This is a genomic window from Mycobacterium sp. (assembly GCF_035314905.1).
Taxonomy (GTDB): domain Bacteria; phylum Actinomycetota; class Actinomycetes; order Mycobacteriales; family Mycobacteriaceae; genus Mycobacterium.
This window is the reverse complement of the sequence record NZ_DATFYW010000044.1, coordinates 22,331-37,066: the sequence shown is the minus strand read 5'-3', so window position 1 is coordinate 37,066 and position 14,736 is coordinate 22,331. Positions and strand designations below refer to the sequence as shown.

At 71.5% G+C, this 14,736-nt stretch carries 14 protein-coding genes; 4 read left to right on the top strand and 10 right to left on the bottom strand.

Annotated features, from left to right (window positions below; all coding sequences use genetic code 11):
• The 7 genes from cobN to VKG81_RS03635 form a co-directional block, all read right to left on the bottom strand.
• A partial coding sequence (cobN, locus tag VKG81_RS03665; RefSeq protein ID WP_324389806.1) for a cobaltochelatase subunit CobN occupies window positions 1–3,432 on the bottom strand: 3,432 nt, incomplete at its 3' end.
• Window positions 3,433–3,602: 170 nt separating this feature from the next.
• Window positions 3,603–3,809, bottom strand: a complete 207-nt coding sequence (locus VKG81_RS03660; RefSeq protein ID WP_324389804.1) for a hypothetical protein — start codon at window positions 3,807–3,809, stop codon at window positions 3,603–3,605.
• A 98-nt stretch (window positions 3,810–3,907) separates the two neighbouring features.
• Window positions 3,908–4,387, bottom strand: a complete 480-nt coding sequence (locus VKG81_RS03655; protein ID WP_324389802.1) for a hypothetical protein — start codon at window positions 4,385–4,387, stop codon at window positions 3,908–3,910.
• Between the two features lies 1 nt (window position 4,388).
• Window positions 4,389–5,648, bottom strand: coding sequence for a DUF58 domain-containing protein (locus tag VKG81_RS03650; protein WP_324389800.1), 1,260 nt, complete (start codon window positions 5,646–5,648; stop codon window positions 4,389–4,391).
• A 12-nt stretch (window positions 5,649–5,660) separates the two neighbouring features.
• The gene (locus tag VKG81_RS03645; RefSeq protein WP_324389798.1) at window positions 5,661–6,629 is read right to left on the bottom strand and encodes a MoxR family ATPase; all 969 of its coding nucleotides are present in this window, start codon (window positions 6,627–6,629) and stop codon (window positions 5,661–5,663) included.
• A complete protein-coding gene (locus tag VKG81_RS03640) occupies window positions 6,626–7,126 on the bottom strand; it encodes a hypothetical protein (protein ID WP_324389797.1) in 501 nt (166 codons plus the stop codon). The genes VKG81_RS03645 and VKG81_RS03640 overlap by 4 nt, the downstream gene beginning before the upstream one ends.
• Window positions 7,123–8,058 carry a DUF4129 domain-containing protein gene (locus VKG81_RS03635; protein WP_324389794.1) on the bottom strand — a complete coding sequence of 312 codons (936 nt, stop codon included), beginning with the start codon at window positions 8,056–8,058 and terminating at the stop codon, window positions 7,123–7,125. The genes VKG81_RS03640 and VKG81_RS03635 overlap by 4 nt, the downstream gene beginning before the upstream one ends.
• Window positions 8,059–8,152: 94 nt before the next feature.
• Between VKG81_RS03635 and cobG the strand changes: the two genes are divergently transcribed.
• Genes cobG through VKG81_RS03615 form a run of 4 tightly spaced genes read left to right on the top strand, consistent with a single transcriptional unit; the run spans window position 8,153 to window position 12,066 of the window.
• On the top strand, window positions 8,153–9,265 hold the full coding sequence (gene cobG, locus VKG81_RS03630) for a precorrin-3B synthase (protein ID WP_324389792.1): 1,113 nt from the start codon (window positions 8,153–8,155) through the stop codon (window positions 9,263–9,265).
• 15 nt (window positions 9,266–9,280) lie between these two features.
• Window positions 9,281–9,901 carry a precorrin-8X methylmutase gene (locus VKG81_RS03625; protein ID WP_324389790.1) on the top strand — a complete coding sequence of 207 codons (621 nt, stop codon included), beginning with the start codon at window positions 9,281–9,283 and terminating at the stop codon, window positions 9,899–9,901.
• Entirely contained in the window at window positions 9,898–11,370 is a 1,473-nt protein-coding gene (locus tag VKG81_RS03620; protein WP_324389788.1) for a precorrin-2 C(20)-methyltransferase, read from the top strand. Before VKG81_RS03625 ends, VKG81_RS03620 begins: the two co-directional genes overlap by 4 nt.
• Window positions 11,371–11,430: 60 nt before the next feature.
• Window positions 11,431–12,066, top strand: a complete 636-nt coding sequence (locus VKG81_RS03615) for an SHOCT domain-containing protein (RefSeq protein WP_324389786.1) — start codon at window positions 11,431–11,433, stop codon at window positions 12,064–12,066.
• Between the two features lie 5 nt (window positions 12,067–12,071).
• On the opposite strand, the gene VKG81_RS03610 is transcribed toward VKG81_RS03615, so the two are convergent.
• From VKG81_RS03610 to cbiE, 3 genes are read right to left on the bottom strand one after another with little or no spacing between them, the layout of a single operon-like run.
• Window positions 12,072–12,800, bottom strand: coding sequence for a cobalt-precorrin-6A reductase (locus VKG81_RS03610; protein WP_324389784.1), 729 nt, complete (start codon window positions 12,798–12,800; stop codon window positions 12,072–12,074).
• Window positions 12,800–13,555 (bottom strand): precorrin-4 C(11)-methyltransferase, encoded by a 756-nt coding sequence (cobM, locus tag VKG81_RS03605; protein ID WP_324389783.1) that lies wholly within the window; start codon window positions 13,553–13,555, stop codon window positions 12,800–12,802. Before cobM ends, VKG81_RS03610 begins: the two co-directional genes overlap by 1 nt.
• Window positions 13,552–14,715: a precorrin-6y C5,15-methyltransferase (decarboxylating) subunit CbiE gene (cbiE, locus tag VKG81_RS03600; protein WP_324389781.1), complete on the bottom strand. Its 1,164-nt coding sequence runs from the start codon at window positions 14,713–14,715 to the stop codon at window positions 13,552–13,554. Before cbiE ends, cobM begins: the two co-directional genes overlap by 4 nt.
• Between the last annotated feature and the right edge of the window lie 21 nt (window positions 14,716–14,736).

The window sequence follows — 14,736 nt, the reverse complement described above, 5'->3', positions numbered from 1 at the left end:
GTCGGCCATGAACTTGCGGTTGAGGTCGTCGAACACGTACCGCTCGGTGAGCTGCTCATACATCCAGTCGGCCAGCACACCCGCGGTGGCGTCGTAGCCGAACAGGTAGTCGACCGTGGCGGCCATCTCGAACGCACCCTTGTAGCCGTGCCTGCGCATGGCCGCCATCCAGCGCGGGTTGACCACGCGGGCGCGGAACACCCGTGACGTCTCTTCGGACAGGCTTCGGGTGCGCACCGCATCGGGGCGGGTGTTATCGCCGATGTAGGCGGCCGGGTCGCGTCCGGTGAGCGCGCGCACGGTCGCCACCATGCCGCCGTGGTACTGGAAGTAGTCGTCGGAGTCGGCTATGTCATGTTCGCGGCTGTCGGTGTTCTTGGCGGCCACCGCGATCCGCCGATACTGGCGGTTCATGTCGTCGATGGCGGGACGGCCGTTCATGTCCCGGCCGTAGGCGAACCCGCCCCATGCGGTGTACACCTGCGCTAGATCGGCGTCGTCACGCCAGTTGCGGCTGTCGATCAGCTGCAACAGCCCCGCCCCGTACGTGCCAGGCTTGGAGCCAAATATCCTTGTGGTAGAACGTCTTTCGTCGCCGTGGGCGCTCAGGTCAGCCTGAGCGTGGGCGCGGATGTAGTTGTGCTCTGCGGGCTCGCTCAGACCGGCGACCAGCCGCACCGCGTCGTCAAGCATCGTCACCACATGCGGGAACGCGTCGCGGAAGAATCCCGAGATCCGGACCGTGACATCGATGCGGGGCCGCCCGAGCTCGCCCAGCGGGATCGGTTCCAGGCCGGTGACCCGGCGGGACGCGTCGTCCCAGAGGGGCCGAACACCCAGCAGCGCAAGGACTTCGGCGATGTCGTCACCCGCGGTGCGCATCGCCGATGTCCCCCACACCGACAACCCGACCGATTCGGGCCAGCGGCCGTAGTCGTCGTGGTAGCGGGCCAGAAGCGAATCGGCCATCGCAGCGCCGGTTTCCCACGCCAGCCGCGACGGCACCGCCTTGGGGTCGACGGAGTAGAAGTTACGCCCGGTCGGCAGGACGTTCACCAATCCCCGCAGCGGCGAGCCCGACGGGCCGGAGGCGATGAAGCGACCGTCCAGGGCGCGCAGCACCTGGTCGATCTCCCCGGCCGTCCCGGCCAGCCGCGGCACCACCTCGGTCGCGGCGAAGCGCAGGATCGCGGCCACCTCGGCGTTGCCGGCGATGTCGTCGACGCGCTCGGCGTCCCAGCCGGCGGCCTGCAGCGCCGCGACCAGCCGGCGGGCCCGCGATTCCGCGGCGTCGACGGCCGCGCGGTCGTCGGTGCCGTCCTCCGCGATGCCGAGCGCCTGACGCAGACCCGGCACCGACTGCTCGCCGCCCCACAGTTGCCGCGCCCGCAGGATCGCCAGGACCAGGTCGAGTTGCTGCTCACCGGCCGGGGGGTGCCCGAGCACGTGCAGGCCGTCGCGGATCTGCACGTCCTTGATCTCGCACAACCAGCCGTCGACGTGCAGGAGCATCTCGTCGAACTGTTCGTCGCCGGGGCGTTCGGCCAGTCCCAAGTCGTGATCCATCTTCGCGGCCCGGATCAGCGTCCAGATCTGCTGACGGACAGCGGGCAGCTTCGCGGGGTCGAGCGCGGCGATCGTCGCGTGCTCGTCGAGCAGCTGCTCCAATCGTGCGATGTCCCCGTAGGTTTCGGCGCGGGCCATCGGCGGGATCAAGTGATCGACGAGCACCGCGTGCGCGCGCCGCTTGGCCTGCGTTCCCTCGCCGGGGTCGTTGACCAGGAAGGGGTAGATCAGCGGCAGATCGCCCAGCGCGGCGTCGGCCCCGCAGGCGGCCGACATGCCGAGCGTCTTGCCCGGCAGCCACTCGAGGTTGCCGTGCTTGCCGAGGTGAACGATCGCGTCGGCACCGAAACCCCCCACCGAACGGGCGGAGCCCAACCAGTGGTATGCGGCCAGGTAATGGTGGCTGGGCGGCAGGTCGGGGTCATGGTAGATCGCGACGGGCTTCTCGCCGAAGCCGCGCGGCGGCTGCACCATCAGCACGACGTTGCCTGACTGCAGCGCCGGGATCACGATGTCGCCGCCGTCGACGAACAGGTCGCCCGGCGGGGGGCCCCAGTGCTCGACCACCCGCTCGGCGAGTTCGGCGGGGAGGGTATCGAACCAGGCCCGGTAACGCTCGGCCGGCACCCTTACCGGGTTGCCGGCCAGCTGCCCGTCGGTGAGCCAGTCGGGATCCTGCCCGCCCCGCTCGATCAGCGCGTGCACCAGGGCGTCCCCATCGCCTGTGTTCAGGCCCGGGATGTCGCCGATCCGGTAGCCGCGGTCGCGCATCGCCGCCAGCAGGGCGACAGCGCTTGCCGGGGTGTCGAGCCCGACGGCGTTGCCGATGCGGGCGTGCTTGGTCGGATAGGCCGAGAACACGATCGCCACCCGCTTGTCGGCGACGGGGACCCGGCGCAGCCTGGCGTGGCGCACGGCGATGCCGGCCACGCGGGCGCATCGCTCGGCGTCGGGCACGTAGGAGATCAAGCCCTCGTCGTCGATCTCCTTGAACGAGAACGGGACGGTGATGATGCGCCCGTCGAACTCGGGGACCGCGACCTGGGTGGCGACGTCGAGAGGGCTCAGCCCGTCGTCGTTGGCGGCCCAGTCGGCGCGTGAGCCGGTCAGGCACAGCCCCTGCAGGATCGGAATATCGAGCGCGGCGAGGTGGGCGACGTTCCATCCGTCGTCGTCGCCGCCGGCTCCGGCCGCCGCGGGGACGGCGCCACCAGCCGCCAGCACAGTCACCACCAACGCGTCGGCGGCGGCCAGCGCGTCGAGCAATTCCGGCTCGGCGGTGCGCAGCGATGCGCAATACACCGGACGGGCGCGCCCGCCGGCCCGCTCGATCGCCCGGCACAGCGCCTCGACGTATGCGGTGTTTCCGGCCAGCTGCTGGGCGCGGTAGTACAGCACGGCAACGGTGGGGCCCCCGGTGCCGGCGGGCGGTCGGTCCAGCACTCCCCACGTCGGCGTCGCGGCAGGAGGCGCGAATCCGAGGCCGGTCATCAAGACGGTGTCGGACAGAAACGCGTGCAGTTGACGCAGGTTCACGACGCCACCGTGGGCAAGGTACAGGTGCGCCTGCAGCGCAATCCCGGCCGGAACCGTGGAGTGACCCATCAGCTCCGCGTCGGCGGCCTGCTCGCCGCTGACCACGACCGCCGGCGCGCCGGCCGCCGTCACCGCGTCGATTCCGTCCTGCCACGCCCGGTAGCCGCCGAGGATGCGCACCACGACGACGTCGACGCCGCCAAGCAGGCCCGGCAGGTCGTCGAGCAGGATCCGCGACGGGTTCGCCCAGCGGTAGCCTGCGCCGCTGGCCCGGGCCGTGATCAGATCCGTGTCAGAGGTCGACAGCAGCAGGACGGTGGGCTCGGGCACCCACCCTTCCTACCGCAGCGGGTCCGATCAGGTGTGGCGGGACCAACGCCGGTACCACGACTGCGGGTACGGCCTGCCCACCGCGGCGGCGAGCAGGAAGATGGTCGATCCGAACACGATCAAGGCGGTCATAGTCGGTTTCCCTCTCGTGAGATGAGGCTGCTTTCGAATTAACTGGGCGAACGTCGCTGACGGCGCGTGCGCGCCGGGCGTCGTGGCGACGACGCGGCGAGTCGGCGATGCCGGGCGGCGGCGGTGCCGAACAGGACCTCCCGCTCGGTGATCAGTGCCGGCGCCGGTTCGACGATGTCGGGCTGAAACTGCTCGGCGGGCACGACGGTCTGTTCATGGTCGTGGTGTGCGGCCCGGATTGTCATGGGTGTCGCTCCTCGCGATGCGCCGTTGGCGACCGGTGATCGGTTCACCGATGCCAGCAACGTAGGGCCGGCGGACACCCGCAGTCGCGAGTAGCCGACTACCTGTGTTCGCGCAACTTTCGGGGCTCGGTCCGGCGCTCCCCCAGGAACGGCAGCATGGCCAGCGCGAAAACCGCCACCGCCGCGGGCGGCGCCAACACCGGCAGCCAGGGCACATGCAGCGGCACCGACGTGGCGACCCCGCCCAGGACGGTGAATCCGATCGCGCCGATCACCGTCGGCCACGTGGTCGTGACGACACCGGCTTCCACGGCGTGTCGCAGCAGGAGGTAGGCGGTGGCCGACAGCCCCGACAGGGCCGCGAACAACGCCGGCGGCTCAGACAGCGCGACCGCCGCGACGATCAGCAGCACCGCAACCGTTGCCGCGGCGCGGAATCGCAACCCCACCAGCACCGCTGCCACCGCAAGAGCCGCCGCGACAAGGCCGGGGCGATCGGCGTGGACCGCGCAGGCCGCGGCCATCAGGATCCCGAAGGCGGTCGAGAAGGCAAGCGGGGCAGGCTGCGCACCGGCCATGTCAGCGCCGCCTCGGCGCCACGCGACCGTGTTGCGGCACAAGCCGCATCGATTGATCCAGCGTGACCTCCTCCGGCCATGCGATCACGTCGACACCGATCACGCTCATGTCGCGATACATCGCGGATCGCTGCAACGCCCACATCCGCTCGACGATGGCGTCCTGTGGATCGGAAAAGGGTGCGCCCTGCAGGACGTCGACGGCCACCACCGGGTGGCCGCGTTTGCACAGGTCGATCAACGCCAGCGCGAACTCGGTGTCGAGCAGCGTCGAGAACGCCACGACGACCGCCCCGGGTGGGATGGCCGCGCGAGGCGCCAACGTGCCTGTGGTGGTTTCGAATTCGCTGCCGGCGCCGAGGACGGTGTCAAGGATGCGGTAGAACTGGCGCCGCCCGATGTCGGGGCCCAGCCAACGCGGACGGCGGCCCGAAAGTCCGACGATGCCTGCACGATCGCCGTTTTTCAGCGCGGTTTGCACAACTTGAGCGGCGCCGGATGCGGCGCGTTCGGTAGCCGCCGTGGCCGGTCCCGCGGCTTGGGCGCTCATGTCGATCAGCACCACCACGTCGGCGGCGCGGTCGGTCAGTCGCTCGGTGACGTGCAGGCTGCCGCGTCGGGCGCTCACCGGCCAGTTGACGGTTCGCAGCGGGTCGCCGGGCAGATAGGCCCGGATGTCGGCGTACTCCACGCCGGGGCCGAGGTGGCGGGTCAGGTGGGTGCCGAGCCGGTCGGGCAATTCCGTCCGGGGTATCCCCGTGGATTGGGGTGGGGCGAACGGAAAGACGTAGATGTCGGCGATGTCCACCGTCGCGGTTCCGGCCAGCAACCCGCCGCCGGAAATCGCGTCCACCCGGGCGCGTAACGGATATCGGCCCCAGCGCTGCGCCGATGCCGCGAGCCTTTTCAGCCGGCCCGAACTGCCGTCGAGAACCTCGAGTTCCATGCCGGCGATGGCCGACACCTCCAGGTCGACCGCCACGTCGCCGGTATCGGCCGACACCCACACGGTCGTCTCGGTCCGTTCGGTCTCGAAGCAGCGCAGCAGACCCGGCTCGGCGTGCACGCAGACCCTCGCGGCCGGCCGCTGCCAGTAGATCGTGGCCAGCACGCCCAGCAACGGCGCCACGAATGCAACGAGCTCCCAGCGCGATGCCAGAAGCGCGACGGCAACGGCCGTCCCCACACAGGTGGCGGTCGCACGTGTCAGCGGTGACGCGCGCCAACGCAATTCGACCTCGGTGTGGCGATCGTCATCCATGCTCGGGGCCGATCATCGGGTCCGGCCGTGGGCCCGCGGAACCGGCAACCGCTGCAACAGTTGCGCCACGACATCCGAACCGTGAATGCTGCGCACCCACATCTCGGGCCGCAAGCTGATCCGGTGCGCGATCGCCGGAACCGCGAGAGCCTTGACATCCTCGGGGATCACGTAATCGCGGCCAGACAGAAGCGCGCGCGCCCGCGCCAGTTGCACCAGGTCGAGCTCCGCTCGCGGGCTGGCGCCCACCGCGACCTGCGGGTGGGTGCGGGTGGCGTTCGCGAGCGAAACCACATAGTGCAGCACGTCTTCGTGCACGGTGACCTGTTCCACAGATTCGCGCATCGCGAGCAGGTCGTGCGCATCGACGACCTGGTTCACCGTCGGTTCGGCCGAACCCCGGTCGAGGCGGCGGCGCAGCATCGAGGTTTCCTCCCTTTCGGAGAGGTACCTCAGTTCCACCATGACGGCGAAGCGGTCCAGTTGCGCCTCGGGCAACGGATAGGTGCCCTCGTATTCAATCGGGTTGTCGGTGGCCAACACGATGAAGGGCTGTGGCAGCTTGTGGGTTTCGCCGTCGATGCTGACCTGGCCTTCGGCCATCGCCTCCAGCAACGCGGCCTGCGTCTTCGGTGGCGTCCGGTTGATCTCGTCGCCGAGCAGCAGGTTCGTGAAGATGGGTCCGCGGCGGAATTCGAAACGCCCGGACTGCATGTCGTAGATCGTGGAGCCGAGCAGGTCGGCGGGCAGGAGATCGGGTGTGAACTGCACGCGGGTGAAGTCCAGGCCCAACGCCGCGGCGAAGGAGCGCGCGATCAGGGTTTTCCCCATGCCCGGCAGGTCTTCGATCAGCACATGGCCGCGCGCGAGCACGGTGGTGAGGATCAGCGTCAGCGCGGACCGCTTCCCCACCACCACCCGCTCGATTTCGTCGAGCACTGCCTCCGAGTGCGCGGTGGTGGCGGTGGTCGGCATCGTCATACCCGCTCCAATCGCTGCAGAATTTCCTCGAGCGCCGCGCGGCCCGGGCCGGGTTCACGGGCAGCCCGGTACGCGACGTTCGACGGGTCGACCCACTGCCACAAGTCGTCGCCGAACACGATCCGCCCGGTGGCGCGCAGCGCCGCCGGATCCTTCCCCTGCCGTTGGCCGGTGGCCATGAAGAACTCCCGCGCCAGCCGGGGACGCAGATGCCGATCCCAGTCCGCCCGGCTGGAATCCGCCCAGCGGATCATCGTCTCCGTGCGGGATATCCAGCGCCGCATCGATTCCGCCTGCTCGTCGCCGGCCTGCTCGGCCGCGCCGGGTTCTGGTTCGCCGCCCAGCAGCCGACGCCCGGCGAGCAGCACCAGCGCCGCGGCCGCGCCGGAGGCCAACAGCACGTGGCGGTGATGCGCCATGACGATCGCCAGCACCTCCACGCCCACCACGAGGCAAAAACCGCCCGCGATCCACTTCGCCGCGTCGCTTCGCCTCATGCGACGCTCCGAACTTCGGCGAGGACGAGCTGAAGCGCCCGGACGGCGGCCTCGCGGTGTCCCTCGTCCATCACGTGCACGCTGAACCTGGCCTCGGCGAACAGGTCGACCAACTCATTGGCGCTGCCGGGATGGATCGCCTGGTGTTCGACGGCCCGGGCCAGCACCTCCGAGGGTGTGTCGGAGTCCTGCGGCATCGCCCCCGGAGCGTCGGCCAGTGCGCGTTCCATCGCCGCGTAGCACGCGATGATCGCCTCCCGCGGTTCCCGGCTGAGGTCTTCGATCTCGGCCAGCCCACGCTCGGCGGCCAGCGCCAGCGATTCGGGTCCGGCCGCCGCCGGTGCGGGCGGAGCGTCGGCCCCCGGTGCTCGGCGGGCGACCGCCGGCCCGCGCCGTCGGAGCGCGACGACCCCCGCCGCGGCCAGCAGCAGGATCATGATCACCGTGGTCGCGGCCAGATACCAGAACACGTCGCCACCGGCGTCGTGCGGCGCCGGCGGGGCGGGGCGGTCGCTGCGCGGCGCCGGGCCCGACCCCGCCGGCGGGGACGGTTGACCGACGCCGTGCGGCGGACCCGTCAGTCGCATCAGCAGCATGACCACGAGCAGCCACACCAGGAACGCGCCGAGGCAGATCAGCAAGAACCGCCATCTGGGCCGCTCCCGGTTACCGCCGGGCCCGCGTGGCAGGTCGTGCGCGGCGGGAGCGCCCTTTCCCGGATCGCGCAGCCGCGCGACGATCGCGAGCGCGACGATGACCAGCGAAACGCTGAGCACAGCGACAACGGCGAACAGCGGCGCCGGGCCGCCCGTCGACTGCCCGCGCGGCGCCGGCCGGTCGCCGGGCAGGTATCCGCGCAGCGCAACCCCGGCGAGCAGCAGCAGCCCGATCAGGGCGGCCAAGCGCCCTGTCGCCTTCTCGCTACCCGGCATCGGCACACCACTCACTGGTCGCTCACCGCCATCGCGGATCGTGTCCTTATCGTGGCACGTCGTCGGTGTCCGGGCGCACGGATACCGTGGGTGGATGACCCGCACCCGTGACGACGACGCATGCCCGGGTGCGTTGAGGCTGCATCAGGCCGCCGACGGCGCGCTCGCGCGGGTGCGGCTGCCGGGCGGGCTGATCACCGCCGGGCAACTCGAGGCGCTGGCCCAGACCGCGGCACGGTTCGGCTGCGGGGCGATCGAGCTGACGTCGCGCGGCAACCTGCAGATACGGGGCATCACCGACGCCGCGGCGGTGGCCGGCGGGGTCGCCGCCGCGGGTCTGCTGCCGTCGCCGACCCACGAGCGGGTGCGCAACATCGTCGCCTCGCCGCTGTCGGGCCGCGTCGGCGCGCACGCCGATGTCCGCGCCTGGATCGGCGCCCTCGACGCCGCGATCCGGGCCGAGCCGGCCCTGGCGGGGCTGCCCGGCCGGTTCTGGTTCGCCATCGACGACGGCCGCGGCGACGTGTCGGGGCTGGGCGCCGACGTGGGCGTCCACGTGCTCGGCGACAGCGCCGCGTTACTGCTGGCAGGTCGCGACAGCGGCGTCAGGCTGTCGCCGCCGGACGTGGTGCCGACACTGGTGGCGGTCGCGGCACGTTTCGGGCGCGTTCGTGGAAAGGCTTGGCGTGTTGCGGAATGCAGCGATACGCGAACGCTGCTCGAGGGGCTGGGTGCGGCTGCTCTGCCCGGCGCCACCTGGCCTGCCGTCACCCGGCCACCCGTGGGATGGATACCGCAGAACGATGGACGGGTCGCGCTGGGCGCGGCGGTGCCGCTGGGCGTGCTGCGGGCCCGCACCGCTGAGTACCTCGCGGCGATCGGTGCGCCGGCGGTGATCACACCGTGGCGCTCGGTGCTGGTCTTCGACCTCGACGAGCGCGTCGCCGACACGGCACTGCGGGTGCTGGCGCCGCTGGGCCTGGTGTTCGACGAGAACTCGCCGTGGCTGCACGTCAGTGCGTGCACCGGCAGCCCGGGCTGCGAGCACGCGGCCGCCGACGTGCGCGCCGATGCCGCGGCGGCCGTGTCCTCGACCCCGGACGGTCCCCACCGCCACTACGTGGGCTGCGAACGCGCCTGCGGCAGCCCGCCCACCGGTGAGGTGTTGGTCGCGACCGGTGACGGATACCGGCGGCTGCGCCGGTAGCCGTAGGGTGAGCCCGTGCTCGACTACATTCGCGACGCCGCCGAGATCTACCGGCAGTCGTTCGCGACGATCCGCGCGGAAGCCGACCTGTCGCGGTTCCCGGCGGACGTGGCGACCGTCGCGGTGCGGCTGATCCACACCTGCGGGCAGATCGACGTCGCCGAGCACATCGCCTACACCGACGACGTCGTCACGGTCTGCCGGGAAGCGTTGGCGGGGGGCGCGCCGGTGCTGTGCGACTCGTCGATGGTCGCCGCGGGCATCACCCGTCTCCCGGCCGGCAACGAGGTGGTGTCGCTGGTCGCCGATCCGCGCGCCGCCGACCTCGCAGCACGCGCCGGCACGACCCGTTCGGCGGCGGCGGTGGAGCTGTGGGCCGACCACCTCGGCGGGGCGGTGCTCGCAATCGGCAACGCGCCGACGGCGCTGTTCCGGCTGCTGGAAATCGTCGACGACGGCGCGCCGGTGCCCGCGGCCGTGCTGGGCGGTCCGGTCGGTTTCGTCGGGTCGGCGCAGTCCAAACAGGAACTGATCGACCACCCGCGAGGCATGTCGTACCTGCTGGTGCTCGGTCGCCGCGGCGGCAGCGCGATGGCCGCCGCGGCCGTCAATGCCATCGCCGGCGGGAGCGCATGACCCGGCGGGGCACACTGTGGGGCGTCGGGCTCGGACCCGGCGATCCGGAGCTCGTCACGGTCAAGGCCGCGCGAATCATCGCCGAGGCCGACGTGGTGGCCTATCACAGCGCGCGCCACGGCCGCAGCATCGCCCGCGGTATTGCCGAGCCCTACCTGAGGCCCGGACAGATCGAAGAGCACCTGCTATACCCCGTCACGACCGAGTCCACGGACCACCCCGGCGGCTATGACGGCGCGATGGACGAGTTCTACCAACAGGCGGCCGGGCGGATCGCCGCACACCTGGACGCGGGTCGCAACGTGGCGCTACTGGCCGAAGGGGACCCGCTGTTCTACAGCTCCTACATGCACATGCACGCCAGGCTGACCGAGCGGTTCGACGCGGTGATCGTGCCCGGTGTGACATCGGTGAGCGCGGCGTCGGCGGCCACCGGCACACCGTTGGTGCGGGGCGACGAGGCGCTCACGGTGCTGCCCGGAACGCTGCCGATCGGGGAGCTGGCCCGGCGGCTGGCCGACACGGACGCGGCCGTGGTGCTGAAGCTGGGACGGTCGTATCCCGCCGTGCGCGAAGCGCTTTCGCTGTCGGGACGGCTGGACGACGCGTTCTACGTCGAGCGCGCGAGCACGCCCGGCCAGCGCGTGCTGCCCGCCGCCGACGTCGACGAGACAACGGTGCCGTACTTCTCGCTGGCGCTGGTGGCCGGCGGCCGGCGCCGGGTCAGCGACGGTGGCACCGTGGCCGTGGTGGGCCTCGGCCCAGGCCACTTCGACTGGATGACCCCGGAAAGCCACCGCGAACTGGCCGCGGCGACAGACCTGATCGGCTACGGGCCCTACCTCGACCGCGTGCCGCGCCGCGACGGGCAGCGCCGTCACCGCAGCGACAACACCGACGAACTGGCCCGCGCGAGGCTGGCCTGCACGCTCGCCGAGCGGGGCCGCGCGGTCGCGGTGGTGTCCTCCGGCGATCCGGGCGTGTTCGCGATGGCGACTGCGGTGCTCGAGGAAGCCAAGCAGTGGCCGGCGGTGCGGGTGCGGGTGATCCCGGGCATGACCGCCGCCCAGGCGGTGGCGAGCCGGGTCGGTGCGCCGCTGGGCCACGACTATGCGGTGATCTCGCTGTCGGACCGGCTCAAGCCGTGGGACGTGATCGCCGCGAGGCTGACCGTCGCGGCGATGGCGGACATGGTGCTCGTGGTCTACAACCCCGCGTCGAAAAGCCGCACCCGGCAGGTGGGCGCGATGCGGGATCTCCTGCTGGAGCATCGCGACCCCGGCACGCCGGTGGTGGTGGGCCGCGACGTGTCGGGGCCGGAGGAGGACGTGCGGGTGATGCGGCTGGCCGACCTCGACCCGTCGACCGTGGACATGCGCTGCCTGCTGATCGTCGGCTCGTCGCAGACGCAGTGGTACCTCGGGGATGCCGGGGATCGGGTGTTCACCCCGCGCCGGTACCCGGCCTGAGAGCAATGTTGTGCCGCAATGGCCCCGCCCCGCCTCACCGGCGGCAATAGACTGCCCGCCATGATCGGGCGAAGTTGGGCCACCGTCGTCGGGGCGGCTCCCGCGATGGGGCTGCTTGCCATGCTGATGTTCACCCCGTTGGTCTGCGACCCCCCCGGCGTGCCGGTCGATTCGTCCGTCCAGCCACAGATCAGCCTTTCCGCGTCTGATGTCACCGCCGAAAACCAGCTCCCCTCAACGACAGTCGTGCGCGCCGAGTATGCGCCGCCCCGATCGCGAGCAACGGGCGGATATCCGCTGCGACGGCGCCGGCGAATCCATTTCTGGAACACCTGGACGCACTACGGCGGCAGCGGCGGCCCCCTCAGTTGGATCTGGTTGGGGCCGTTGCTCGCGATCACGCTGGGCGCCATCGCCCTGCCCTTCTATCTGCTCTATCTGCACGGCCGGCGCAAGCGCAATCGAGCGCGGCGGGATGCCGGCGCGCAGCCGCTCGAGCACACGCCGCCGACGTTGGGCACCGAGGTGCTCACGCCGCACGCAACGCCAACCACGTACATTCCGCCGACGACCTACGCGGCTCCGCACGCCGAGCAGAGCGAGGATCGCCTCTCGAGGCTGTCGGCTCTGCACGCGTCGGGTGCGCTGACCGATGAAGAGTTCGAGACCCAGAGGCGGCGCATCCTCGGCGGGTAGGCCGGTTACCGAGCGAGCCGGCTCACCCACTCGGCGGCCTCTTCGACGGTGGCGACGGTGGTGATGCCTTCGGGTAGCGCAGGGCGCCGCACCATGATCACCGGAACGCCCAGTGCCGCGGCGGCATCCAACTTCGCGCGGGTCAGCCGGCCGCCGCTGTTCTTGGTGACCAGCACATCGATGCGGTGGTCGCGCAACAGCGCGAGTTCGTCGTCGTAGCGGTACGGCCCGCGGGAGAGCAGCAGGGTGTGCCGGGGCGGCAGCTCCTGCGCGCCGGGTTCAGTGACGACCCGGATCAAAAACCAGGCGCCGCTGTGCGCGAACGCCGCCACCCCGGAGCGCCCCGATGTCAGAAACACTCGCGAATACCGCCGTTTCTCGATGGTTTCGGCGGCCTCGGTGACTGACGACACCAGCTTCGCATCGCCCGGCTCCCACGCCGGGCGTGTCAGGACCAGATGCGGCACGCCGGTCTCGGCGCACACCCGCGCGGCCCTGGCGGTGATCGCCGACGCGAACGGGTGGGTCGCGTCGATGACGGCGTCGATACCGTTGTCACAGAGGTACTGTCGAAGCGGCTGCGCACCCCCGAAGCCGCCGATGCGAACCTGCCCCATCGGCAGCGCGGGGTGAGGGACCCGACCGGCCAGGGAGCTGATCACCTCCACGGCGGGATACAGGGCGGCCGCGAGTTCGCGGGCCTCCGCGGTACCGCCGAGCAGCAGCAGCCGCATCAGTGGTGCCCGCCGCGCCGCCGGGTGGCCGAGTACAGGTAGCTGTCCGGATATTCGGCGGCGGCCAGCACGTCGCCCACGACGATCACCGCGGTGCGGGTGATGCCAACGGCATACATCTGCGCCGCGATGTCCCCCAGCGTGCCACGCAGCACGACCTCCTGAGGCCAGCTGGCGAAAGCGACTACTGCGCAGGGTGTTTCGGCGCGACAGCCCCCGGCGAGCAGCGCGGAGACGACCGTGCCGATCTGGGCGGCGGCCAGGTGCAGCACCAGGGTGCCGCCGGACGCGGAGAGCGTCTCGAGGTCCTCGCCCGGCGGCATCGCGGTCGAGCTGGTCGCCACCCTGGTCAGCGTGACAGTCTGCGCGACACCGGGAATCGTGAGTTCGCGCCCCAGTGCGGCGGCGGCCGCGGCGAACGCCGGGACGCCGGGCACGATCACGTGGTCGAGGCCCAGGGCGTCGAGGCGGCGGCACTGCTCGGCGACCGCGCTGTAGAGCGAGGGGTCCCCGGAGTGCAGGCGCGCGACGTCGTGGCCGGCCGCGTCGGCGCCGGCGATCTCGGCGACGATCTGCTCGAGGTTCAGCGGCCCGGTGTCGACGACCCGGGCATCGGGCGGGCACAGCGCGAGCAGTTCCGGCGGCATGATCGATCCCGCATAGAGGCACACCCGGCAGCGTTGCAGCAGTCTTTGGCCCCGTACGGTGATCAGGTCCGCCGCTCCGGGCCCCGCGCCGATGAAGTAAACGGTCACCGCTTGCGCACCACCCATTGCGTGACCGGCATCGCCGCTCGCCATCCGGTGAACTTGCCCAACGGTTCGCCGTGGTAGTGCTGGAACCGCCGCAGGTCCCCGCCGGTGCGTGAAAACCACTGTGCGACGACAGCTTCCGATTCCGCCGTGACGGCGTTGGCGACCAGCCGGCCGTCGGCGCGCAGGTGGTCGAAGCAGGCGTCGATCAGCCCCGGCTGGGTCAGCCCTCCCCCGACGAAGATCGCGGACGGCTGCGGCGCGCCGTCGAACATCTCCGGCGCCGGGCCGCGGACCTCGACGTTGACGCCGAACGTGACGGCGTTGCGGGCGATCCGGTCGCGGCGCGCTTCGTCACGCTCGAACGCGACCGCGCGGCAACCGGTCTGGCTGCGTGACCACTCGACGGAGATGCTGCCCGAGCCCGCCCCGACGTCCCAGAGCAACTCACCGGGCCGCGGCGCCAGGGCCGCGATCGTGACCGCGCGGATGGTGCGCTTGGTGATCTGACGGTCGTGGGAGAACGCGTCGTCGGGCGGATGCGAGGTCCGCTCGTCGGGCAGGTACCGGACCGCAACCACGTTGAGGTCGTCGACGTCGTCCGGCGGGCCGGCGGCCCATTCGGCGGCGGTGGCGTGGCGGGCGCGTTCGGCCGGGCCGCCCAACTGTTCGAGCACGGCGAAGCCGGACTCGCCGCGGCCGGTGTCGGTCAGCAGGCGCGCCAGCGTGGCCGGGGTGGTCGCGTCGCGGGACAGCACGACGGCCTGCCCGCCGCGGCGCACCGCGGTGTGCGGCTCCGCGCTGACCACGCTGATCACCTCGGTGTCGTGGACGTTCCAGCCCAGCCGCGCGCACGCCAGCGCGACGCTGGACACGTGCGGAATCACCCGGACCCGCTGGTGCCCCAACAGCCGGACCAGCGTGCCGCCGACACCGTGCAGCAGCGGGTCGCCGCTGGCCAGCACGTGCACGCCGTCGGGCAGTGACTGCAGCGCCGGCAGCAACGGCGACGGCCACTCGCGCCGCTCCGCCGGCACGGTGCCGTCGAGCATGTCCAACTGCCGGCGCGACCCGTAGATCACCGACGCCCGTCGCAGCTCGGCCAGCCCGGCCGGTGCCAGTCCCGCGATCCCGTCGGCGCCGATGCCGACCACGACGATCACCGAAATTCTCTGTCTTCGCGC

Coding starts and splice junctions, on each gene's coding strand:
- VKG81_RS03660 (WP_324389804.1), bottom strand. CDS start 3,809: ATGACAATCCGGGCCGCACACCACGACCATGAACAGACCGTCGTGCCC.
- VKG81_RS03655 (WP_324389802.1), bottom strand. CDS start 4,387: ATGGCCGGTGCGCAGCCTGCCCCGCTTGCCTTCTCGACCGCCTTCGGG.
- VKG81_RS03650 (WP_324389800.1), bottom strand. CDS start 5,648: ATGGATGACGATCGCCACACCGAGGTCGAATTGCGTTGGCGCGCGTCA.
- VKG81_RS03645 (WP_324389798.1), bottom strand. CDS start 6,629: ATGACGATGCCGACCACCGCCACCACCGCGCACTCGGAGGCAGTGCTC.
- VKG81_RS03640 (WP_324389797.1), bottom strand. CDS start 7,126: ATGAGGCGAAGCGACGCGGCGAAGTGGATCGCGGGCGGTTTTTGCCTC.
- VKG81_RS03635 (WP_324389794.1), bottom strand. CDS start 8,058: ATGCCGGGTAGCGAGAAGGCGACAGGGCGCTTGGCCGCCCTGATCGGG.
- cobG (WP_324389792.1), top strand. CDS start 8,153: ATGACCCGCACCCGTGACGACGACGCATGCCCGGGTGCGTTGAGGCTG.
- VKG81_RS03620 (WP_324389788.1), top strand. CDS start 9,898: ATGACCCGGCGGGGCACACTGTGGGGCGTCGGGCTCGGACCCGGCGAT.
- VKG81_RS03615 (WP_324389786.1), top strand. CDS start 11,431: ATGATCGGGCGAAGTTGGGCCACCGTCGTCGGGGCGGCTCCCGCGATG.
- VKG81_RS03610 (WP_324389784.1), bottom strand. CDS start 12,800: ATGCGGCTGCTGCTGCTCGGCGGTACCGCGGAGGCCCGCGAACTCGCG.